Origin of the sequence: Fictibacillus barbaricus (genome assembly GCF_014635025.1) — a bacterium.
Lineage (GTDB): Bacteria > Bacillota > Bacilli > Bacillales > Fictibacillaceae > Fictibacillus > Fictibacillus barbaricus.
Genome location: NZ_BMCE01000002.1, coordinates 167,849 through 191,504, shown reverse-complemented (window position 1 = coordinate 191,504; position 23,656 = coordinate 167,849). Strand labels below are relative to the sequence as shown.

The following is a 23,656-nucleotide window of genomic DNA, read 5'->3' as shown; positions in this document are numbered from 1 at the left end:
TACATGAAAAACGTCTTACTTATTGGAGTTGGATTGATCGGCGGTTCAATCGCTCTAGCCATAAAAAAAGAACACGAAGCAACGATCTTTGGGTATGACGTTTATGCTGATAACACACAAACAGCTGTAAACTTAGGTGTTATTGATGAGGCTGTAACTGATTTTTCCCAGATAGCAAGTACCGTTGACCTTATCATCATTGCAACACCGGTAGAAGAAACGCTAAAGGTCATGAAGCGTCTAGCTTCCATCCGGCCCACTATAAAAGCTCTCGTGATGGATGTAGGCAGTACCAAAAAAGCGATAATGAATGAGGCAGAAAACATGGCTAAACAAAGTATTCGTTTTATTGGCGGTCATCCAATGGCTGGATCACATAAAACGGGTGTAGAAAGTGCAAAAGCACATCTGATTGAAAATGCCTTTTATTTTCTGACTCCAAACTCAATTACTTCAGAAATAGATATTGATGAAACTAAGAACTGGCTAAGAGGAACGCGTGCAAAATTTTTAGTCGCTGACCCGGACGAGCATGATTTTCTGACTGGGATCGTAAGTCATTTTCCGCATTTGATTGCATCTAGCCTTGTAAGACTGGCTCAGAATCACGCTGTTAAAAATCCATTGATCCAGCAGCTTGCAGCAGGCGGTTTTCGAGATATAACGAGGATTGCTTCAAGTTCCCCCAAAATGTGGAGTGATATCGTTAGTCAGAACAAATCACATCTTCTCCTTCTGTTGAATGAGTGGAAGGACGAAATGGATGAAGTGATTCGGTTTGTAGAAAAGGGAGACCCATTAGAACTTTTCGAATACTTTGATGGAGCCAAAGCGTTTCGTGATCAATTACCTGTACGGTTGAAAGGGGCCATTCACCCTTTTTCAGACCTATATGTTGATATCCAAGATCGAGTTGGAGCTCTATCACATGTCACCGCCGTATTAGCTGAGTCACAGATCAGCATTATAAACCTTACGATCCTAGAAGTTCGAGAAGGTCTATATGGGGTTCTACGATTAAGTTTTCAGGACGAAGACGACCGGGACAAAGCCCAAGATATATTAAAGAATGAAAATTTTTTAACTCAAATTACGTTATAGAAGGAGGCACTCGTCATGGAAAAACATTTAACTCCTATAAAAAGTTTAACTGGAGCAATCAAAGTGCCTGGAGATAAATCGATCTCTCATAGAGCTGTCATGTTTGGTTCAATTGCAGATGGTAAGACTACAATAAATGGTTTCCTGACTGGTGAGGATTGTTTAAGCACCATTTCTTGTTTCAGGAAGCTAGGTGTAAACATTCAGCAAGATAATGATAAAGTAACCGTAGAAGGAAAAGGGATCACAGGTTTACAGCCATCATCTGAAGAACTTTATGTTGGGAATTCAGGTACAACGATTCGGCTTATGATGGGAATATTAGCTAATACAACATTTCGTTCAGTACTTACTGGCGATGAGTCCATTGCAAAAAGACCGATGAACCGCGTTACAAAACCATTAAAACAGATAGGAGCTTTGATTGAGGGGAATGATTCTGGCAATAAAGTTCCCCTCCACATCCAAGGCGGAAGAACGAAAGGCATTCATTATCCGTCACCGATTGCAAGTGCACAAGTGAAATCTGCCATTCTTCTAGCAGGTCTGAAAGCGGAAGGAACGACCTATGTAACAGAACCTTCAAAGTCTAGAGATCACACAGAACGAATGCTTGAAGCGTTTGGTGTTGAAGTAGATGAGAAGGGTTTAACAGTTTCGGTTGCAGGCGGACAGGAACTAAAAGGAACACATGTTGAGGTGCCTGGGGATATTTCATCAGCTGCCTTTTTCCTAGTAGCAGGTGCAATCATTCCAAATAGCGTTATTACGTTAAAGAAGGTCGGATTAAATCCAACACGTACAGGAATTTTAGATGTCTTAAGAGATATGGGTGCTGATATTACGTATCAAAATGTCAATGATGAAGCGTCAGAGCCGTATGGAGATTTAATCATAAAAACGTCTTCCTTAAAAGGGGCTGTCATAGAAGGAGATCTTATTCCACGTTTGATCGATGAGATTCCGATCATTGCCCTTGCAGCCACACAAGCAGAGGGAGAGACCATAATAAAGGATGCACATGAACTGCGTGTGAAGGAAACAGACCGTATTGCAACAGTCGTCAACGAACTGAAGAAAATGGGAGCAGATATTGAAGCAACTGAGGATGGGATGATCATCAATGGAAAATCCTTATTAAAAGGTGCTTCTGTACAAAGTTATGGAGATCACCGAATCGGAATGATGCTGAGTATTGCTGCATGTATAGCAGAAGGGGAAACAACACTCTCAAGAAGTGAAGCTATCGCTGTGTCTTATCCGTCTTTTTTTGATCAGCTCAATAAACTATCTCAAGCATAATCAAGAGAATTTATATTAAAAGAATACCTTTGAAAGTCTGCATATAAAATGCAGGCTTTTTTATGTACATTTCACAGTTCGACAGATTATAACATTTTTCATATTAGAATTATTATAAAAAAGTATTGATTATACATTGAGAAGTGATATCATTAAAAATGTACTTAAAAAAGAATATGAGGTGATTCGTATGAGTAACGAGAAAATTAAACTTACAACAAGTTGGGGTGCTCCTGTAGGGGACAACCAGAACTCCATGACTGCTGGATCACGCGGACCAACATTAATTCAAGATGTTCACCTTTTGGAAAAGCTTGCCCATTTTAACAGAGAGCGTGTGCCTGAACGGGTAGTTCACGCAAAAGGGGCAGGAGCACACGGTTATTTTGAAGTAACAAATGACATAAAAAAATATACAAAAGCAAACTTCTTATCAGAAGTAGGCAAAAGAACACCATTGTTTGTTCGTTTTTCTACCGTTGCTGGAGAAAATGGTTCGGCTGATACTGTGCGTGATCCACGGGGATTTGCTGTAAAATTTTATACAGAAGAAGGAAACTACGACCTAGTAGGAAATAATACGCCTGTGTTCTTTATAAGGGATGCGATTAAGTTCCCAGATTTTATCCATACACAAAAGAGGCATCCACAAACTCATTTGAAAAACCCTAATGCGATTTGGGACTTCTGGTCATTATCACCTGAATCACTTCATCAAGTTACAATTTTAATGTCTGATCGGGGAATTCCGGCTACTTTCCGTCACATGCACGGATTCGGCAGCCATACGTTTAAATGGGTAAATGCTGAAGGAGATGGCGTATGGGTAAAGTATCACTTTAAAACAGAACAAGGAGTACAAAATCTTTCAAATGAATTAGCTGCAAAGATCGCAGGTGAAAACCCAGATTATCATACAGAAGATCTTTTTAACGCCATCGAAAAAGGAGATTTTCCGGCTTGGAAGTTATACGTACAAATCATGCCGCTAAAAGATGCGAACACCTATCGATTCGATCCATTCGATGTAACAAAAGTCTGGTCTCAAAAAGATTATCCGCTTATTGAAGTTGGCCGAATGGTATTAGATAAAAATCCTGAAAATTATTTTGCCGAAGTAGAACAAGCTACGTTCTCTCCGGGAACATTGGTACCAGGAATCGATGTGTCCCCTGATAAAATGCTTCAGGGCCGTTTATTTGCTTATCACGACGCTCACCGATACAGAGTAGGTGCCAACCACCAGGCATTGCCGATAAATCGTCCGCGTAACGAAGTAAACAATTACCAGCGTGATGGCCAGATGAGATTTGACAATAATGGAGGGAACTCTGTTTATTACGAGCCGAATAGCTACGAGGGACCAAAAGAATCTCACGAACATAAACAAGCAGCATTCCTTGTTTCAGGGGTTGCCGATAGCGCAGGCTATGATCATAACGATCATTATACACAGCCTGGAGATCTATACCGCTTATTGAGCGAAGAAGAACAAACACGTCTTGTAGAGACGATCGTTGGGGCAATGAAGCCTGTTGATAGTGTTGAGATCAAACTCCGTCAAATTCAACATTTTTATAAAGCAGACCCTGAATACGGAACTCGTGTTGCAGAAGGTCTGGGTTTATCAGTTCCGCAAGAAGTGAAGTAAAACAAAAAAAACGTTCCCGGTAGCAGGGAACGTTTTTGTATGTTATTGGACGCTTGTAAATGTTCTTAAATCTTCAATGTCTGCTACTTTAAATCCGTTTGCCTCTACACGGTGTACAATCTCATCAATCTCTTTACGGGAGACACTTTCATTGAATGTAATAACAACACGTCGTAAAAACTGCTTACCCGCATCCTGTGTGAAAACACCTTCAATATTGTAATCTTCATGAAGTGCGGTAAACAACTTCCTTAATGATCCTTTTCCTTCAGTTGTAGATACCGTTAAAGAGTAGCCGCCTTTTTTAATTCCATAGGAGTCTTCTAAAATATCCATTACTTTAGAATGTGTGATAATACCTAAGAAATGGTGATTGTCATCTACAACCGCCATAAAAGGCAAGCGGCGGATAGAGAAGAGAACCTTAAAGTAAGCCGTATTCTCATGAATATAAGCGTCTTTTTCTTCTACAATTCTACTAACATAATCTTTTACAGAACCCACATTATCAATGATATAATCTGATGTAGTTTCTTTAAAGAGCAGGCCTACAAACTTTTCTTCTTTTTCATCCAACACGGGTATACAGCGATAGCCTGACTGTATAATCGTATAGCGAGCCTCGCTGATCGACATATTTTCTGTTACATACATTACTTTAGATTTGGAGAGATAGTTGGATTTTACCTTCATGTGACACACCCTTTTTTTCAGAATTATATAAATATTTAAAACTATTTCGACAAAAATAGCAAGTTTACCTGCTTTCTAACGGATTCTTAAAATATTTTTCCTATTTGCACAATACGATAGGTTAGCATATAATATAACTAGAATATTTTCTAAATTCAAAATCATAAAAAAAGGAGGTGTAAGGCATGCTTAAAGGTGTACAAATGTTTAACTGGTTGGTCGTTTTCCGCGCAATTACGTACAAGTTTTTAAAAATTGGTGGAGTCTGTCCATTTCCAGTTAATCACATAACGTACATCGCTAAGTAACCTTACCCCTATCCTTTTTAATAGACGTGAACCCATGGGCAGGTATGTTTGCTCATGGGTTTTTTTTATAAAAAAAGGACAGTGGCATTTATATAAAAGGAGAAATGAAAGATGATTATTTGCACTGTTCAAAATGTAAAAAAAATGTACGGCGGAAACGAAATATTAAAAAATATATCTTTTGAGATACATGAACAAGATCGTGTCGGAATCGTCGGTCAGAATGGTTCCGGCAAAACAACTTTATTTAAGCTATTAAGCAGGCTCGATCATCCAGATTCAGGCTCAATCTTTCTTAAAAAGGATGCTGAAATTGGTTATTTGTCACAAATGCCTGATCATAACGAGAATATGACGGTCGTTGATGTAATATCAGAGACATTTATTGAAATAAAACAAATTGAAAACCGAATTCAAGAAGTCAATCTATTATTAAGTGACCCCAATCAAAGTCACCGATTGGAGAAGAACCTTAATAAATTGTACCGGCTTCAAGAAGAATTTGAGAATCTTGGTGGTTATACGATTGAGTCTAAAATGAATGGCGTCTTAGCTGGTTTAGGTATCGCACAACTATCCCATCATCATTTTAAACAATTAAGCGGTGGGGAACAGACTAAGGTAGGGTTAGCTTGTTTGTTACTAAAAGAGCCGGATCTTCTCCTTTTAGATGAACCAACAAACCACCTCGACATTGAGACGATGAACTGGCTGGAGAGCTATCTGCAAAAATATAAGGGCGCAGTTATTATCATAAGTCATGACCGGTATTTTCTAGACAAAGTAACAACAAAGACAATCGACCTAGAAGACGGAGAATGCAAGACTTACAACCACAACTACTCGGGTTTTATAAAAGAAAAAGAGAACAATCTTTTATTAGAATTTGAAAAATATCAAGAACAACAGAAGAAAGTTAAAAAGATTAAAGAATCTATCAAACAATTGCGTGATTGGGGAGCCCGTTCTGGTAATGAAAAGTTTTTTAGAAGAGCAAGAAACATGGAAAAAGCACTAACTCGTATCCAGAATATGAAACGTCCGAAGCTTGAACGTAAAAAGGCAGCATTCGAATTCTCAATAAATAAAAGAAGCGGCCAGGATGTAGCAGTTGTCGAACAAGTTAGCAAATCAATAGAAGGGAGCACCATCCTAGATAATATTAATCTACAAATAAGATATGGTGAAAAAGTAGCGCTAGTCGGTAAAAACGGGTCCGGCAAAACAACATTATTACAATCCCTTCAAACGAACGATTGTTCAAGCGGATCCATAAAACTGGGCTCATCTGTTTCAATCGGATATTTATCTCAAAAAGGTCTGATAGCTGACCCTAAACAAACGGTACTTGATATCTTTCGTGAAAAAGTGGAGATGGATGAAGGAGAAGCAAGGCACCATCTGGCAAAATTCTTATTCTATGGAGCATCAGTCTTTAAAAAGGCAAATGATTTAAGTGGTGGGGAAAGAACCCGTTTACGACTTGCACAACTCGTATATGAAGGATTAAACTTCTTGATACTTGATGAACCTACTAACCACTTAGACATTGATGCACGCGAAGCACTTGAAGCAGCATTAGAAGAATATGAGGGTACGATTCTATCTGTATCACATGATAGATACTTTATGAACAAACTCTTTGAGCGGACAATCTGGCTGGAAGAAGGAAAGTTAGAAACTTACAATGGGAGCTTCGATTATGCTCTTGAAAAACGAACAAATTCAAGAAAATGATTAGAGAACCAATGAAAAAGCAGGCTATTTTAGCCTGTTTTTTTGATTTCTGATTGCAGTCTGCACCTATGGGGAATAATGGTTGTAAAACGTTTATCAACAGGAGGTATTTTGTGAGTAACTACGAATATAACATGCCCCAGTTTCCGGAGCCGATTTGGAAACAAAATTTAGATTTACCATCCTATTCTTCATTAAGTGAAGATCATCAGTCAGAAGTCGTTGTAGTTGGAGGAGGCATAAGCGGAATAACAACAGCTTATCTTCTTGCAAAAGAGGGTTTGCAAGTAACTTTACTTGAAGCAGGAAAAGTGTTAAATGGTACAACAGGTCATACTACAGCCAAAATCACTGCACAGCATGATGTCATCTATGACCGCCTGATCTCGCACTTTGGGTTAGAAAGAGCTCATCAATATTATCGTTCTAATGAATATGCTGGTAAATTTATTCGTGATCTCATTAAAGAACATGATATTCATTGTAACTATGAACACCATGATGCATATCTTTATGCCAACACAGATCAAGGTGTAACAAAGCTGGATCAAGAAGCAGAAGCTTATCAAAAATTAGAGATTAATGGGGAACTGGTTGATCATCTTCCCTTTAATGTTCCACACAAAAAAGCGCTTGTGATGAGAAACCAAGCTCATTTTCACCCAGTTAAATACTTAGCTGCACTATTAAAAGAAATGGATACTTTAGGTGTTAAGGTATTTGAAAACACGACAGCAACTGATATTGAAGAGAATAATGGTGATAATAAAGCTATAGTGGCAACAAGCAATGGTCATAAAGTTAAAGCTGACTATGTGGCATGCTGCACACATTTTCCGTTCTTTGACGGGTTGGGCTTTTATTTTACTAGAATGATGGCAGATCGTTCTTACGTTTTAGCTGTAAAAACAAAAGATGAATTCCCGTCTGGGATGTATTTAAGTGTAGATGAGACATCTCGTTCTTATCGTTCTATTTTACAAGATGGCGAGAAAATTGTGCTTCTTGGCGGGGAGAGTCATCAAACCGGTCAAGGAATTCCAACACATCAGCATTATGAAGCTTTATTGAAGGAAGCTAAAAAATCATTAAATCTGGATAAAGTGTTGTACCGCTGGTCAGCCCAGGACTTAATTACACTCGATAAAGTTCCTTTTATCGGAAAGCTTACTCATAAACATGACCATATTTTTGTAGCAACTGGTTATAAAAAATGGGGAATGACTACAGGAACACTTGCCGCGTTAATCATAAGAGATTATGTTCTAGGCAAAGAGAATGAATTCGCTGATCTTTATACGCCTCAGCGGTTTCAAGCAGATCCATCCGATATCAAGCAATTTGTAAAAGAAAATGCTGATGTTGCAAAGCATTTTGTATCCGGAAAATTAGAAAAACCTTCTAAACATCCTCGAAGCTTAGAGAAAGATGAAGGCTGCGCTGTTACTGTTAACGGAGAACGTTGTGGGGCTTACAGAGACCAAAAAGGGGAACTTCATATCGTTGATACCACCTGTACGCATCTAGGATGTGAAACGGAATGGAACAGCGGTGACAGAACTTGGGATTGTCCGTGTCACGGTTCGCGCTTTTCTTATGATGGGGAAGTAGTAGAAGGGCCTGCAATAAAACCGCTTAAACGGGTAGAACTGCAATAGAAAGTGTTGATATGACTCATAATGGTTCGAATTGAACCTTATGAGTTTTTTAATGTCTTTTGACAACACCTGTCTACATATAAACGCGGATATATTGTTATAACGTGAAATTAAGGAGCGTTTTCGTGGATCAAAGAAATTGGATTTTTGTGTATCTATTTGTGTAAGTTCATTTAGCACCTATCCCTCCCAGAAATTTCTTTATAATTTCAAAAAAATAACAAGTAAAAATAATGATAATTTTTTGAATTTAGTATAAAATAAAGTGCTTAAGGGCGAGAGGGGGAACTAGAAATGAAGCTTTTCAGAGAAACACTTAAGCACTTTAAGCCTTATTGGAGGGGGCTTCTATTAGCCTTTGCATGTTCATTGATAGGGGGAGCCTTTACGGTCATTCCACCCATTTTAGCAGGTAAGCTAGTGGATGAAGTGCTGCCGGACCAAATGACCGATATGGTCGGCTGGCTAGTTGCGGGGGTATTATTTTCTTTTTTATTGAAAGTCATCTTTGAATCACTTCAAGAATTTATTCAAATCCAAATCGGTTTAGATGTAATAACAGATATGCAAATGAGAGCATTCGGTCGTTTGCATAAAACTCCAATGTCATTTTTTACAACCACGCCTCGGGGAGACATGTTGTATCGTCTTACCCACGATGTAGAAGCAGTCCAAAATTTAAACAATACAGTTGTACCAAGGTTCGTTCAGCAAGTAGTGAGTGCAATTGCTGCGTTTATTGCCGTTTTTGCTTTATATTGGCCTGTTGCGATCGTTATGTTTTGTGTTTTCGCTATCTACCTGTACCCATCATTTAAACTTGGTACAACCATGAGGAAAATGAGTGCTGTTCAGCGTGATATGAGAGCAGATATCTATCATCATCTTCAAGAAAGCATTGAATCAACAAGATTAGTTCGCACATTCCAAACCCAGGAACGAGAAGTACATACACAGGACAAAAAGCTGACAGATTGGAAGAACTATTCCATTCGTGCAGCCTTGATTGGGAAAGTGAACTGGCGACTTGGCAACCTTTTCAATATTGCTACACCTGGTGTAGTCATGCTGGTTGGTGGTCTTGCTGTTTGGAACAACACCATTACGGTCGGAACGCTTGTGGCATGTCTTGGTTTTATTCCTACCATGTTTTTTCCGATTCGCTCTCTTGCTGAGAATGCTTTGATCATTCAGCAAGCCATTCCTGCTTTGCAGCGAATCTATGAATATTTCGATCTGCCAGTTGAACATGCCGATAACCTTCCAAACATGCAACCCATTCGCGGGGACATCGATGTTGATAATCTTTGGTTCCGTTATCCTGGCAATGAGGAATATGTACTAAAAGGTGTATCACTAAATTTGAAAGCTGGACAGCATATAGGAATCGTCGGAACTAGCGGCGGGGGAAAATCAACGCTTATCCAGCTGCTCCTTGGTCTTTATGAACCAGAAGCAGGTACCATTCACGTAGATCAGCAAAATTTATATCATTACAATCGAAATTCGTTCCGTCAGCAAGTTGGTGTAGTATCCCAAGAAACCTTCCTACTAAATAACACGCTTCGCATGAACTTATTATATGGAAGAAAAAATGCTACACAGCAAGACTTGGAAGCGGCGTGTGAAGCTTCCGGGTTGACTGAATTTATCGCAGCGCTGCCAGATGGTTACGAAACGGTTGTTGGTGAGCGGGGTCTAAAATTATCTGGAGGCCAAAGACAGCGCGTTGCTCTTGCAAGAGCCATTCTTCGTCATCCTGCACTATTAATCTTTGATGAAGCTACATCTTCACTGGACGGGGAAACAGAAGAACGCGTTCAAGCAGCTCTTGAGACACTTATACCTGGCAGAACAACGATTACAATTGCTCATAGACTTATTACAGTCCGTGATGCTGATAAGATTTTGCTTCTTGATAAAGGAGTGGTAGCTGAGGAAGGAACTCACGATGAACTGCTTGCAAGAAGAGGTCCATACTACGAACTATATATGGCACAGTATAGCGAGTTAGAAAAGGAGAGAGCGATATGAGCCAAACTGTTGTAAAACAAAAAAATCGTGATGGCAGACGCGTTCTTGCTTTTTTAAAACCGCATAAGAACTGGGTCTACGCAGATGCTTTCGTTATTGCGATCTCCCAAGTATTTTCAGCTCTTATTCCGACCCTAGCTCTTGGCTGGCTTGTTGATACCATTTTACCTGGAGATTCTAACAAACTTTTATGGGGCTTGATGTGGCTTCTAATCTTTGCTGCCGTTGCGGACTTGATCTTAATGGTAATAGATGAGTATTTTTGTCATCAAGTTGCCAAAACGGTGACCAACTGGCAGAAGTTAAGACTTTTTAAACATTTGCAGATTTTACCGTTCTCTTTTTATCAAAACAATCAATCTGGTGAGATGATGGCTCGTGTTTCAGATGACCCAGATACCCTTCATAACTTCCTGGCTTGGGAAGGGTCGACGTTTATGGCGTCGGTTCAAGGAGTTATTCTTTATAGCATCGTTCTGCTTTGGATCCACCCGTACTTGATGATAACTAGTGTCGTATTAGGCGTAATCTTTTACTTAACATCCAATGCGGTAGGACAACGAACTCGTCAGGCATCTGCGAATTCTAGAAAAGAAGCATCACGGTACCTTGAAAGACTCCGTGAATCTGTAACTGGTATTCATCTATCCAGAGTTTTAGGCGTTTCGGATGGGGAAGTAGCGAGTGTTGCTGAAATAAGAAAATCTTTTATTAAAGAATCACGTTATGAGTTAAAAGCAAGGATGCAGTCTATTGTAGTAATAGGAAGCTACAATGGATTAGGCTTAGCTGTTGTCTACTGGTTAAGCTCTTATCTCATTTGGAACGATAAATTAACCACCGGTGAAATGCTGACAGCTGCAGGACTTGTTGCGATCGCAGCAAACGAGATGCAAAGAATGTTAAGAAACTGGCTTTCTGTAAGAAGAACCGGGCCTGCTCTAGATCGTTCTGAACTTTTATTGAGTGAAAAAGTATCTCTTGCTGAAACAGAAAAAGGGATCACACTTCCTGAAATAGAAGGATCGATAGAGTTAAGAGATGTAGCCTTCGGTTATCCGGAGAAAGATGAAAAAGTACTAAAAGGGTTATCTTTTTCTGTAAATCCTGGAGAAGCTATAGCTCTTGTGGGCCCGAGCGGATCCGGAAAATCAACGGTCGTCGATTTGTTGCTTCGTCTATACGAGCCGGAGAGCGGATCGATATTTGTAGACGGAAAAGATATTTCATCAATTGATGCAGGCTGGCTTCGATCTCAGATTGCTATCGTTTCCCAAGACGTTCAGCTGCGTAATGGATCACTTGCTGACAACTTGCGTATTGCAAAACCAGAAGCGACAGACGAAGAATTACTTAAAGCTCTTCAAGACAGTGGGCTAGGAGATTTTATAGAAACCCTTCCGCAAGGATTAAATACATTAGTTGGAGAAAGAGGGAGCTTGTTATCTGGGGGACAAAAACAAAGATTATCTCTTGCACGTGCTCTAGTAAAAGACGCTGCTATTCTCATACTTGATGAAGCAAGTTCAGCTCTTGACCCAATCACTGAAGTTCAAGTGAATGAAGCTATTAATAAAAGAAAATCTAAGCAAACGGTTTTTATCATCTCTCACAGACTTTCAACTGTTTTGGCTGCAAACCGAATTATTGTTATAGAGAATGGCAAGATGATCGAACAAGGTAAACATGATGAATTGCTGCAGTCTGTAAACGGAGTATACAGCAGACTATTTAAGCGTGAAGCAGATATCGGAACACAAGCTTTTAGCAGCTAATATGAAAGGCAATCTGGATAAGATTGCCTTTTCCTCATCATTCATCCTGACCCGGGTATATATGTAGCAGGTTACCCCATGAGGTGGTCTACAAATATCTGCGAAAATAGAGTTTACCTCAACTTAGTCACACTAGTAATAAATGCCTGGCCATTGAACGGAAAGAAAACTGTCAAAATATCCGCAAAGTATCTGGAGAGCAATAAAATATTGAAGAGACCTACAAACAATGAAATAATAATTTAAACTATATAGGGTTGAGAGGAGATCAGAACAATGGTTAAATTATCAATGCCTGTCGCTTTATTAATTGAAGCAGCAATCGCTGGTGGAGTTGCGGGTAATCAATTAGTAGAGGTTATCAGAACAAAAAACATGGAAGCATTACGACATATCGGCAAGGAGGAAAAAAGCTGGTCAAATTTTTTTGAATACGCTGAGCAGAATTGGGATACCATTGTTTCTGCCATAAACAGCGGTTATACAATAAAATTTCTTACTATACGTGGATTGACGAACTTGATTCGAACTAAATTCTCTTTAAAAGAAAATAATGACTTCGTGATGGGTGAATCATTTATTGACCTCACATTAACACAAGAACAACTTGACTTTCTCCTAGCTAAAATCCCTTTACAATGGAAATTTACAAAACAAGATAACGATAGGTATAACTATCGCGCGGTCCTCTCTCAAACAAAACAGAACGTTTAAAAAAAGCGCCTTACAGGAGAAATCCCATAAGGCGCTTTTTTAATCTTGATAATAGTTTCTTGCACTGAACCACGTATTTATTCCAATTGCTTTACAGACTGAAAAATAATGAAGAAGCATTAACAGAACAGAGCCTGCGTTCATTCCAATGATAATTCCATGCATTCCCAGTGAGGGTTGAGAACCAAGTATATACATAAGAGCAAAGGACAAGGTTGTCGACCATACCGACTGGATAAAAGCAGTTGTGATTAATCCTAAACCAATTAAATAGGCCTGTAAGGGTATCAGAAAAAAAGTAAACAAAAAGCTAGGCCACAATAATTCTAAATAAGTGGCTGCGGATTGAGAATGAAAGAACATCATGGTTAACTTTTCAGAAAACAAAAGAAATATGGTGACTGCTGGAAAACCATATAATGCCGTAATTCCCATAACACGAATGAGAAGCATCTTTAATTTTTCAACATCTTTTTTTGCTGTCGCTTCTGAAACTGTTGGAATCAAAACAACCAATAGAGAATGGGCAATAAAGGCTGGGAAAAATCCAATTGATATAGCTACACCTGCTAATAATCCAAACTGTTCAGTTGCAGCTGCATCCGACAGACCCGTAAGTGAAAGAGAATATTTAATCAGAAATGGCTGAATAGCATTTGTAACTGCATGGAAAAGACGCAGCCCAGTCGTTGGGATCGTTACAGCCATTAAGCTTTTAGTCACTTCACTTCCGCTTAAACGCTCGTTGGCAGATGAATTCATCCTTCTATACTGAAGCAGATAGGCAGTAAACAGGTAAACAAAAACCACTAATTCACTTCCTACAAATGTCGCTAAGGCAACAAGGATTGCTGTTTCCTGGTCAAACGAAAAAAGCTGGTAGATTCCTGTTAATAAGATAAGCTGAGCCAGTTTTCGAAACAAATTTGAGAAAGCAAGTTTGCCCATCTGCTGTTTGCCCATAAAAAAACCTCTTGCGATAGAGGTGAGCGATATGAGTGGAATTAAAATGACCATCAACCATCTGACTAATGGGTGGTAGCTATTGAATACCGGGATGAAGGGCAGAACAACAACAGCAATTACGATCATGGCAAGCGTTAGTATTAATGTCAGCTTTGTAGCATGTTTTAGCATGCTGTAATGTTGTTTTTCTTCTTTTTCAGCTACAAATTTTGAGATTGAAATAGGCAGCTCAAGGCTGGCAATGATAATAATTAAAATTACTGTTGGAAAGATCGACATATAGTGCCCTAATCCTAACTCTCCAAGCTGTCTTGCTAATATCATATTTACAATAAATTCTAAGCTTTCACCTACCAATGCCGCTGCGGCAAGCAGCAATACTCCTCGAAAGAATATATTCATACATGGTGCATCTCCTTGTACACGTTGTCCTCCTATTCATATGCAGAAAAAATGAAACAAGACCTCGAAGGATTTTAAACTTTTAACGAGAAAGATTAAGATACCGCATAGTAAGGAGAGAGAATCTTTGACATTACATACAAAAAAACAACCACCTATTATTAGGAAATTAACTGATCAAGAAAGAACAATGGATGAGTGGCTTCTACAGAGGCTTGATCAATTATTACCTTCCTTAATGAAAAAACATAATATTGATATGTGGGTTACGATTGGAAAGGAATATCATGAAGATCCTATCGGTGTAACATTTTTCCCGTCATCCATCGATAGTTCCAGAAGGTTGACGATCTTTGCCTTTGTAAAGGAGAAGAACTCAGAAACAATAACAAGATATGTTGTTTCATCGAATAAGAAATTTGAGCCCTTCTATACATGTTATCCACCTAAAAATGGTGAGGATTCTTTCGATGTATTAAATCGAATAATGGATGACTACAGCCCTAGAGCGATTGCTGTGAATACTTCAAAACATTATGCTTTCTGTGATGGATTAACTCAATCTTTCCATGAGATTTTAAAACATTCCATAAGAGAAACACATTTTTCAAAACTAGTTTCATCTGAAAACCTTGCCATTGATTGGCTTCAAACCCGCACTGAATCTGAACTGGATGCATATAAAGAGCTTGTCAGTATAACAAAAACAATCGTCGAAGAGACTTTTACAAACCAAGTTATTAAACCAAACGTTTCTTCAACTTATGATGTAGTAGCTTGGATTCGTCAAAGGGTTGTGGATCTTGGGATCAAAACATCCTTTTATCCTACTCTTGATATACAAAGAAAAGATGCAGATGCAGACAGGATGGAAGGTACAATCTTACCAGGGGATATTCTTCATCTTGATTTTGGAATTGAATATTTAGGTCTCTGTACAGACACTCAACAATTGGCATATGTCCTAAAAACGGGTGAGACAGAAGTACCTGCCGGATTAAGAAGTGCTTTACATACAGCCGCTATTTTTGAAGATATCTTTTTTGAAACGAGCAAAAAAGGGATGTCAGGTAATGATGTTTTTTCAAAAGTAATTGAAAATGCTACAAATAAAGGCATTACAGCAATGCTTTATTCTCATCCTATCGGATATCACTGTCATGGAGCAGGTCCCATTATTGGCTTATATGATAAACAAGAGCCAATTTCTTTTCGAGGTGAGTTGCCTCTAGAAGAACACACCTGTTACGCATTGGAGTTTAACATCAGGAAATTTATTCCTGAATGGAACAAAGATATTCCGATCTATCTGGAAGAAACGGTTTCTTTAAAAGACAATGAGATGTGTTATTTTACAGAAAGGCAAACTGAGTTTTATCTTATTCATTCAGATTGTTAATAAGTTACATTTGATATATTTCCTGACCTCTTGTACAATGGGAAACTGTGTGTGTCTGCCTATTGTGCAGAGGAAGGGGGATTGTATATGTTATTACTTGAGAAAGAACAGAAAAAAGAAAATAAAATTGACAGAAATGAGCTTGAATTTCAGTTATTACGACTACAGAATGACATGAAGCAGATTGCAAAGAATTATGATGTTATTGGAGTTGACCAAACAAAAGAAGATAACATTGTAATTGTTTATAAATCTGAACAGCTTGATCAATGTAAGATAATGATCAATGATTGTGAGTCTAGATACGATGGCTGGGATTTTTCCATTGATGCTATTTATGAAGATGAAAACACACTTCATATTGGTGATATTAAAGGACCAGCCAATAAAGGATACGGCTCTATTTGCATGCAATACTTAAAAGAGACTGCATCTGATAAAAACATCCCCACTATAAAAGGGGATATCGCTACAAGAGACTGGGGGCATGTAGATCGCCTCGTTCATTTTTATCAAAAGCATGATTTTGAGATTGAACTTGATCCAGATAACAAATGCGGAAAAATTGAATGGAAAGATTGCTAAAGACAAAGATGTGTGAAGTGATGCGCATCTTTTTTTATGCTCAATTTTCGGAAAATTTCTTATAATTAATTTAATTTACAAACGCCCAGGCAGTTTCTGTTTGATGATGATGTTACCTAAAACTTAATGAATTCGAGCAGCAAGACTTTACGAACAAGAAGACTTTTACAAAACAGAATCTTTTGTTTGTTACTATTATATAAAACAATAAAGCGCTAAAACCTGTTCTAGAAAAGGAACAGGTTTTTCTTTGTTGACACCAGAAACCAGGTGATTTATTATATTAATCGTAATCATTTCGATTTAAAAAGGAGTCACGCATGATACATACACTAAATAAAAGAGTGCCTGTAACCGTATTGAGCGGTTATCTTGGAGCAGGAAAGACAACTTTACTGAATCACATATTATCTAATCGGGACGAATTAAAAGTTGCTGTGATTGTTAATGACATGAGTGAGATTAACATTGACGCTTCTTTAATTAAGAATGAAACGAAACTATCCAGAACAGAAGAGAAGCTTATAGAGATGACAAACGGCTGCATCTGTTGTACTTTGCGAGAAGATTTATTAATCGAAGTGGAACGCATCGTTAAAAACGGTGATATTGATTATATTCTTATTGAATCTACGGGGATAAGTGAACCCATCCCTGTAGCCCAAACCTTTACTTATTCAGATGAGGCATCTGGTGTCGACCTTGCTTCCTATTGTAAATTGGATACGATGGTTACTGTTGTTGATGCTAACCGATTTTGGAGTGACTTTGCATCAGGCGAAAGCTTATTAGATCGTAAAGAAGGACTCGATGAATTCGATACAAGAGAAGTGGTTGACTTACTTATCGATCAGATTGAATTTTGTGATGTATTAATTTTAAACAAATGTGATCTGTTAGCGGAAGATGAACGAGAAGAGCTAAAAAGAGTGCTCAAAACATTACAGCCTCAAGCAAAATTGCTTGAAACAGAATTTGGAAGAATTCATCCAAAAGAAATTCTTTCTACCGGCTTATTTAATTTTGAAATCGCTAGTCAATCAGCAGGATGGATAAAAGAACTGGAAACTGAACATATCCCAGAAACAGATGAATATGGAATATCTTCTGTCGTTTATCGAAAGAAAAGACCATTCCATCCAGAAAGACTTTACAGATATTTAGAGAATTGGCCTGCTGAGATTGTTAGAGCAAAAGGCTTTATTTGGGTAGCCTCACGTAATGATTGGGCCATTCTTCTAAGCCAAGCAGGAACAAGTATTATTTTTCAACCGGCTGGTCAATGGATTGCAGCATTATCTCCACACGAACAAGAAGAGATGTTAGTAGAAGAAATGAATCACAATTTAAACTGGGATGATGTATACGGTGACCGAATAACTGAATTGGTGTTAATAGGCATTCATATTGATAAGGAAAAAACCATAACGGACTTAGATCGTTGTTTGTTAACTGATGAGGAAATGAAGAATATAAAGTGGGAAACAATGTATGATCCTTTACCAGCGTTTCCCGAAAACGAATAAGTAGATGAACGGACCCAAAAATGGGTTCGTTTTTTGTTTAAGATACAAACCATAAAGGGTAGTAATTGGGTAGTGCGATAGAAGGAGAGATAGAAGATGACCGTCACTCATATACAATCAAATAAAGAAAAAAGTCTTTCAGAACGGTTTGAGATTGCCTTTAATCAAATTCATAAATGTTTGATAGATAAGGTGAAAGACACCAGTGATGACAGATTTAAAAATTTAGTGGAAACAGGTATGAAAAAGCACTCCCTTATTCGGTCATTTTATAATGAGTTATTTCAGTTTGCAAAACTGAGAAACGCGATTGTCCACGAAAAAGTGGACCATGATTACTACATCGCAGAACCTCACTTAGAGATCGTAGAACGTATTGAAAAAATTGCTGCCTATTTTATGAAGCCAGAAACTGCGTTAAATATTGCTACAAAGAAAGTCCACCGTTTTAAAGAAAATGATCGTCTTGAAGATGTTCTAAGCTGTATTCGAAAAACATCATATTCCCGGTTTCCTGTATATAACGAAAAAGGAGAATACCTTTGGCTGTTAACGGCAACTTACCTTTTAAACTGGTTGACGGACCACTTAGCCGACCAGGTTATTGATTTAAATAATGCCCGGATCTCGGACATTGCTAACAAAGAACATAAACAACTCGTTGCTTTTATTTCTAAAACATCAAGTATATTTAAAGCAGAAGAAATATTTGAGAATTTTCACAGAGAAGGAAAAAAGCTTGAAGCCATTATAATCACTCTTAACGGAAGTGAGAATGAAAAACCTTTGGGGATTGTAACGTCCTATGACCTTATAGAAATTGATCTTGATGATTAAGAATAGACACTCTTTTCGAGTGTCTTTTTACATGAGATATTCAACAAATTATTCTAATTTGAATATCGCGATTTGTTTAAGGAGATACCGATTAGGGAAACGAAAATTTGAAATAACAGAATATTTTGTAAGTTAATTTCTTTATGAAAGGGTGAAGATCATTTGTCAGATTTCAATATTAAGGTAAATGGAACAGAAGTTAAGGCTAACAAAGAACAGACTATTCTAAATATGCTTGCCGATCGTCCTGATCAGGTACCCCATGTTTGTTATCATCCTAGCCTTGGCCCGCTCGAAACGTGTGATACTTGTATCGTAAAAGTAAATGGAGAATTTGTTAGAGCCTGTTCAACTACTGTTCATGAAGGAGACGTTATTGATACAAGTTCAGACGAAGTGAAGGAAGCTCAAGTTATCGGTATGGATCGTATCCTTTTTAACCATGAGCTCTATTGTACGGTTTGTGATTACAACAATGGGGGATGCGAAGTACATAACACGGTAAAAGAAATGAAAATTAACCATCAAAGCATTCCATTTGATCATAAACCGTATGCTGTCGATCAATCTAATCCTTTTTACAGATACGATCCGGATCAATGTATATTATGCGGCCGATGTGTGGAAGCCTGTCAAGATGTTCAGGTAACTGAGACACTTTCAATAGATTGGGAACGTGAAAGACCACGTGTGATCTGGGATAAAGATGTTCCAATCAATGAGTCTTCATGTGTATCATGTGGACACTGTTCCACGGTATGTCCATGTAATGCCATGATGGAAAAGGGTATGGAAGGGGAAGCCGGTTATATGACAGGCATAAACCGTGAAACCCTTCGCCCAATGATTGAGATTACTAAAAGCGTCGAAACAGGATATGGTTCGATACTAGCGATTTCAGATATGGAAGCGGCCATGCGGCAACAAAGAATTAAAAAAACAAAGACGGTGTGCACATATTGCGGTGTAGGATGCAGTTTCGATGTATGGACAAAAGGCAGGGAGATCCTTAAGGTAGATCCGCAGATTGAAGCACCTGCAAATGGAATTTCCACTTGTATTAAAGGTAAATTCGGCTGGGATTTCGTTAACAGTGATGAACGCTTAACTAAACCTTTAATCCGGGAAGGTGATGCTTTTAGAGAAGCTTCATGGGAAGAAGCTTATAACCTAATCGCTTCTAAGTTTACTGACATTAAACAACAACATGGATCACAGGCATTAACCTTTATCAGTTCATCTAAATGCACAAATGAAGAATCTTACTTGATGCAAAAATTAGCTCGTGGTGTAATCGGAACGAACAACATCGATAACTGTTCCCGCTATTGCCAAACTCCAGCGACGATGGGTTTATTCAGAACGGTAGGACACGGCGGAGACTCTGGCTCCATAAAAGACATTGAAAAGTCAGAGCTCGTTATCGTAATCGGATCGAACACATCTGAATCACATCCTGTATTAGCTACTCGAGTTAAACGTTCTCATAAACTGCACAATCAAAAACTAATCGTAGCTGATCTTCGAAAACATGAAATGGCTGACAGGGCCGATCTGTTTATTCAGCCGCGAGCAGGTTCAGATTTGGTCTGGCTATCTGCGGTCACCAAATACATTTTAGATGAGGGATTGGCTGATTACGACTTCCTTCAAAAAAATGTAAATGGTTTAGAGATGTTCAAACAGAATCTTGAAAAGTTCACATTAGATTTTGCAGTCAGTGCAACAGGACTTTCCAAAGAAACACTTATACAAGTAGCTGAAACCATCTCACAATCAAAAAGTGTATGTGTACTTTGGGCAATGGGTGTTACGCAGCATATGGGTGGCAGTGACACAAGTACAGCCATATCAAATCTACTGCTGGTAACAGGAAACTATGGACGTCCAGGTGTAGGTTCATATCCGCTTCGTGGACACAACAACGTTCAAGGTGCTAGTGACTTTGGAAGTATGCCGGATCGGTTGCCTTCTTATGAAAAAGTGGCTGACGAAAAAGTAAGAGCGAAATATGAACAAGCATGGGGTGTAAAAATCCCTGAAGAACCAGGACTGAACAATCACGAAATGGTTCAGGGCATACATGATGGACATGTCAAGGCGATGTACTTAAAAGGTGAGGACATGGGCATTGTTGACTCAAACATTAACCATGTTCATGCCGCATACGAGAAACTAGACTTTTTCGTGGTGCAGGACTTGTTTTTAACTCGGACTGCTCAGTTTGCTGATGTGGTGTTGCCTGCAAGTCCAAGTCTAGAAAAGGAAGGAACATTTACAAACACTGAAAGAAGAATACAGCGTCTTTATCAAGTCTTGGAACCGCTAGGTGATTCCAAACCTGATTGGGAAATCATCCGGGATATTGCAAATCATTTAGGAGCAGGATGGGAATATACTCACCCTAGTGACATTATGACGGAAGCTGCTCAATTGGCACCTCTTTTTGCAGGAGTGTCTTATGAAAGATTAGAAGGTTACAATAGTCTTCAATGGCCTGTTGCAGAAGATGGTACTGATACTCCTATCCTCTTTACAGATGGTTTTCCATTCGAAGATAAAAAGGCTAGGCTGTTCCCTGTAGATTGGACAGAACCAAAGGAGTTCGGGGAAGAGTACGACATACATGTGAACAATGGAAGACTGCTGGAACACTTTCATGAAGGGAACATGACCTATCGATCAGAAGGGATCACCTCTAAGACTCCTAATACTTTTTTAGAAGTTTCACATGAACTTGCCAATGAAAGAGGGCTGAAAGACGGCACTCTAGTAAGATTATCTTCGCCATATGGAAGTGTAAAAGTGCATTGTCTAATCACAGAGAGAGTAAAAGGCAAAGAAGTTTATCTGCCGATGAATGATAGCGGTGAAGCAGCTATCAATTTATTGACCAGCAGTTATTCAGATAAAGATACAGATACTCCTGCTTATAAAGAGACAAGTGCCAAGCTTGAGGTCCTGAAAGAAGAAGGAGTTAATCCGCTTCCAAAGACAAACTTCCGCTACGGGAATCCGCAGCCGCAAATTGGAGTTGCAGTTGAGAAGAAATGGGCAAGAAAAGATTACATCTTTCCTGGGGATGTTGTAAAAAAGGAGCGAAATCAACATGGCTAAAGCAATCAATAAAGTTCATAAACTAACGTTAACCGAAGAAGAAAAACGTTCCCACGATTTAAGAGAGGTAGAAGATGCACTGATACACAACAAGACAGCGATCTTGCAAACACTGGAGATTATGAATCATATGCAAGACAAGGGCCTTCTTGCACTGTTGAACGGTTTATTTGGTCAAGGTGACAAAGTGCTGGATATTGCCGTTAAAGCAATGGACAAACCCGAGAATACAAATACTTTGAAAAACTTATTACTGCTTCTTGGAACACTTGGCATGATTAACGTGAAACAGCTTGAACCTTTTTTATTAAAGATCGATGCAGGTATTGCTCGTGTTGCAGAATACAAAGATACAGAAGAGAAAACAAGTTACTTTGATCTTGTTCGCTCCTTAAAAGATCCTGAAATTAATAAAGCCGTAACGATATTAATGCAGTTCTTAAAAGGGATGGGACAAGAAACAGAACCATATGAGAAAACCACCCAAGATACACCTCAAAAGCGCGTTAATCAGACTAAAGATAAAACGTTAGAGTAAAAATTGTACAGAGGAGAAAAAAGGATGGCAAATAAGGTAAAGAACCGCTGGTTAATTGCTGCAGCTGCTGTAGGGATACACATTTCCATTGGTTCGGTTTATTCCTGGAGTGTATTTACGAATCCCCTCCGCGAAAAGCATGATTGGGGACTAAGTGAGATTTCATTAACATTCAGCATTGCAATCTTGTTTTTAGGTCTATCAGCAGCTTTTATGGGGCATTTTGTAGAACGTTTTGGACCACGCACCTCAGGTTTCATCGCTTCAATTTGTTTTGGTGTTGACTATTGGGAGCAGGTTTTGCTGATCGTATCGGTTCAATGTATTTGCTTTACTTTTTCTATGGAACTTTGGGAGGAATCGGACTTGGCATCGGCTATATTACTCCCGTTTCTTCACTAGTGAAGTGGTTTCCAGATAGAAGAGGCCTAGCAACAGGACTTGCCATAATGGGTTTCGGATTCGCTTCCCTTATTGCGAGCCCTGTCATTGCAAGATTGATATCTGGTATCGGAATCTCAAACACATTCTATTTATTAGGAGCTGTTTACTTCGTCATAATGTTTCTTTCTTCCATTTATCTATCTCCACCCCCTAAAGACTGGAAGCCTGAAGGGATGAGGGAAGAAAACGATAAGAATGAAAAACAAACGAAGGACCTTGCACAATTAACAGCAAACGAAGCAGTGAAAACCATTCGCTTCTGGGCGCTGTGGACCATGCTTTTTATTAATGTAACGTGCGGAATCGCGATCATTTCAGTAGCGTCTCCGATGGCACAGGATATTGCTGGCTTAAGTGCAGGTGCTGCGGCCACAATGGTAGGCATAATGGGATTATTTAATGGATTTGGCCGAATAGGATGGGCTTCTGTCTCTGATTATATTGGCCGGCCAAATGTATATACTACGTTCTTTGTATTACAAACGGTAGCCTTTTTGTTATTACCGAATGTGACTAACGCTTTTTTCTTTCAGTTACTAGTGTATGTGATCCTAACTTGTTATGGTGGAGGATTTGCCTCAATCCCGGCATATATCGGTGATCTTTTTGGAACGAAACAGCTGGGGGCGATTCACGGTTATATCTTAACAGCTTGGGCTGCTGCGGGCCTTGTTGGACCGCTCGTGGTTTCATGGATTCGCGAATCAACAAACAGCTATTCGTTAACACTCTATATCTTTACAGGAGCATTTGTAGTCGCACTTTCCATCTCATTACTAATTCGTATTAATATACGAAATATCAGAAAGGATAGCGGCCAGTCTCATGTGCCTAGTTAATTTCAAAAGAACTCTCCCTTAGTATTCCCA

16 protein-coding genes and 1 pseudogene are annotated in these 23,656 nt (G+C 38.8%); 15 read left to right on the top strand and 2 right to left on the bottom strand.

The window, feature by feature from the left end:
* Positions 1 to 3: 3 nt before the first annotated feature.
* The 3 genes from IEV52_RS10260 to katA all read left to right on the top strand — a co-directional run bounded on the left by IEV52_RS10260 (position 4) and on the right by katA (position 4,054).
* Positions 4 to 1,101: a prephenate dehydrogenase gene (locus IEV52_RS10260; RefSeq protein ID WP_188402466.1), complete on the top strand. Its 1,098-nt coding sequence runs from the start codon at positions 4 to 6 to the stop codon at positions 1,099 to 1,101.
* A 15-nt stretch (positions 1,102 to 1,116) separates the two neighbouring features.
* The gene (gene aroA / locus IEV52_RS10255; RefSeq protein ID WP_188402465.1) at positions 1,117 to 2,403 is read left to right on the top strand and encodes a 3-phosphoshikimate 1-carboxyvinyltransferase; all 1,287 of its coding nucleotides are present in this window, start codon (positions 1,117 to 1,119) and stop codon (positions 2,401 to 2,403) included.
* A gap of 190 nt (positions 2,404 to 2,593) precedes the next feature.
* Positions 2,594 to 4,054: a catalase KatA gene (katA, locus tag IEV52_RS10250; protein WP_188402464.1), complete on the top strand. Its 1,461-nt coding sequence runs from the start codon at positions 2,594 to 2,596 to the stop codon at positions 4,052 to 4,054.
* Between the two features lie 42 nt (positions 4,055 to 4,096).
* On the opposite strand, the gene cbpA is transcribed toward katA, so the two are convergent.
* A complete protein-coding gene (gene cbpA / locus IEV52_RS10245) occupies positions 4,097 to 4,747 on the bottom strand; it encodes a cyclic di-AMP binding protein CbpA (protein ID WP_188402463.1) in 651 nt (216 codons plus the stop codon).
* Between the two features lie 419 nt (positions 4,748 to 5,166).
* Between cbpA and abc-f the strand changes: the two genes are divergently transcribed.
* From abc-f to IEV52_RS10220, 5 genes are all read left to right on the top strand, one after another.
* Positions 5,167 to 6,792, top strand: a complete 1,626-nt coding sequence (gene abc-f / locus IEV52_RS10240) for a ribosomal protection-like ABC-F family protein (RefSeq protein WP_188402462.1) — start codon at positions 5,167 to 5,169, stop codon at positions 6,790 to 6,792.
* Between the two features lie 134 nt (positions 6,793 to 6,926).
* A complete protein-coding gene (locus IEV52_RS10235) occupies positions 6,927 to 8,450 on the top strand; it encodes an FAD-dependent oxidoreductase (RefSeq protein ID WP_188403871.1) in 1,524 nt (507 codons plus the stop codon).
* Positions 8,451 to 8,744: 294 nt separating this feature from the next.
* A complete protein-coding gene (locus tag IEV52_RS10230) occupies positions 8,745 to 10,484 on the top strand; it encodes an ABC transporter ATP-binding protein (protein ID WP_188402461.1) in 1,740 nt (579 codons plus the stop codon).
* Complete coding sequence (locus IEV52_RS10225) at positions 10,481 to 12,259, top strand: ABC transporter ATP-binding protein (protein ID WP_188402460.1); 1,779 nt, start codon at positions 10,481 to 10,483, stop codon at positions 12,257 to 12,259. The genes IEV52_RS10230 and IEV52_RS10225 overlap by 4 nt, the downstream gene beginning before the upstream one ends.
* 276 nt (positions 12,260 to 12,535) lie before the next feature.
* A complete protein-coding gene (locus tag IEV52_RS10220) occupies positions 12,536 to 12,973 on the top strand; it encodes a hypothetical protein (protein WP_188402459.1) in 438 nt (145 codons plus the stop codon).
* Positions 12,974 to 13,012: 39 nt separating this feature from the next.
* On the opposite strand, the gene IEV52_RS10215 is transcribed toward IEV52_RS10220, so the two are convergent.
* A complete protein-coding gene (locus IEV52_RS10215; protein ID WP_188402458.1) occupies positions 13,013 to 14,341 on the bottom strand; it encodes an oligosaccharide flippase family protein in 1,329 nt (442 codons plus the stop codon).
* 127 nt (positions 14,342 to 14,468) lie between these two features.
* Here IEV52_RS10215 and IEV52_RS10210 point away from each other — a divergent pair, with 127 nt between their 5' ends.
* The 7 genes and pseudogenes from IEV52_RS10210 to IEV52_RS10180 all read left to right on the top strand — a co-directional run bounded on the left by IEV52_RS10210 (position 14,469) and on the right by IEV52_RS10180 (position 23,626).
* Entirely contained in the window at positions 14,469 to 15,740 is a 1,272-nt protein-coding gene (locus tag IEV52_RS10210; RefSeq protein ID WP_188402457.1) for a M24 family metallopeptidase, read from the top strand.
* 87 nt (positions 15,741 to 15,827) lie between these two features.
* Positions 15,828 to 16,325, top strand: a complete 498-nt coding sequence (locus IEV52_RS10205) for a hypothetical protein (RefSeq protein ID WP_188402456.1) — start codon at positions 15,828 to 15,830, stop codon at positions 16,323 to 16,325.
* 320 nt (positions 16,326 to 16,645) lie between these two features.
* Positions 16,646 to 17,851 carry a GTP-binding protein gene (locus IEV52_RS10200; protein WP_188402455.1) on the top strand — a complete coding sequence of 402 codons (1,206 nt, stop codon included), beginning with the start codon at positions 16,646 to 16,648 and terminating at the stop codon, positions 17,849 to 17,851.
* 96 nt (positions 17,852 to 17,947) lie between these two features.
* Positions 17,948 to 18,688 (top strand): CBS domain-containing protein, encoded by a 741-nt coding sequence (locus IEV52_RS10195; protein ID WP_188402454.1) that lies wholly within the window; start codon positions 17,948 to 17,950, stop codon positions 18,686 to 18,688.
* 162 nt (positions 18,689 to 18,850) lie between these two features.
* A complete protein-coding gene (gene fdhF / locus IEV52_RS10190; protein WP_188402453.1) occupies positions 18,851 to 21,805 on the top strand; it encodes a formate dehydrogenase subunit alpha in 2,955 nt (984 codons plus the stop codon).
* Positions 21,798 to 22,343, top strand: coding sequence for a helical membrane plugin domain-containing protein (locus IEV52_RS10185; RefSeq protein ID WP_188402452.1), 546 nt, complete (start codon positions 21,798 to 21,800; stop codon positions 22,341 to 22,343). Before fdhF ends, IEV52_RS10185 begins: the two co-directional genes overlap by 8 nt.
* A 24-nt stretch (positions 22,344 to 22,367) precedes the next feature.
* Positions 22,368 to 23,626: pseudogene (locus IEV52_RS10180) on the top strand (L-lactate MFS transporter).
* Positions 23,627 to 23,656: the final 30 nt, after the last annotated feature.

Excerpts from the sequence above, each read along its gene's own strand:
- IEV52_RS10260 (WP_188402466.1), top strand. The coding sequence starts at position 4 with ATGAAAAACGTCTTACTTATTGGAGTTGGATTGATCGGCGGTTCAATC.
- aroA (WP_188402465.1), top strand. The coding sequence starts at position 1,117 with ATGGAAAAACATTTAACTCCTATAAAAAGTTTAACTGGAGCAATCAAA.
- katA (WP_188402464.1), top strand. The coding sequence starts at position 2,594 with ATGAGTAACGAGAAAATTAAACTTACAACAAGTTGGGGTGCTCCTGTA.
- cbpA (WP_188402463.1), bottom strand. The coding sequence starts at position 4,747 with ATGAAGGTAAAATCCAACTATCTCTCCAAATCTAAAGTAATGTATGTA.
- abc-f (WP_188402462.1), top strand. The coding sequence starts at position 5,167 with ATGATTATTTGCACTGTTCAAAATGTAAAAAAAATGTACGGCGGAAAC.
- IEV52_RS10235 (WP_188403871.1), top strand. The coding sequence starts at position 6,927 with ATGCCCCAGTTTCCGGAGCCGATTTGGAAACAAAATTTAGATTTACCA.
- IEV52_RS10230 (WP_188402461.1), top strand. The coding sequence starts at position 8,745 with ATGAAGCTTTTCAGAGAAACACTTAAGCACTTTAAGCCTTATTGGAGG.
- IEV52_RS10225 (WP_188402460.1), top strand. The coding sequence starts at position 10,481 with ATGAGCCAAACTGTTGTAAAACAAAAAAATCGTGATGGCAGACGCGTT.
- IEV52_RS10220 (WP_188402459.1), top strand. The coding sequence starts at position 12,536 with ATGGTTAAATTATCAATGCCTGTCGCTTTATTAATTGAAGCAGCAATC.
- IEV52_RS10215 (WP_188402458.1), bottom strand. The coding sequence starts at position 14,341 with ATGAATATATTCTTTCGAGGAGTATTGCTGCTTGCCGCAGCGGCATTG.
- IEV52_RS10205 (WP_188402456.1), top strand. The coding sequence starts at position 15,828 with ATGTTATTACTTGAGAAAGAACAGAAAAAAGAAAATAAAATTGACAGA.
- IEV52_RS10200 (WP_188402455.1), top strand. The coding sequence starts at position 16,646 with ATGATACATACACTAAATAAAAGAGTGCCTGTAACCGTATTGAGCGGT.
- IEV52_RS10195 (WP_188402454.1), top strand. The coding sequence starts at position 17,948 with ATGACCGTCACTCATATACAATCAAATAAAGAAAAAAGTCTTTCAGAA.
- IEV52_RS10185 (WP_188402452.1), top strand. The coding sequence starts at position 21,798 with ATGGCTAAAGCAATCAATAAAGTTCATAAACTAACGTTAACCGAAGAA.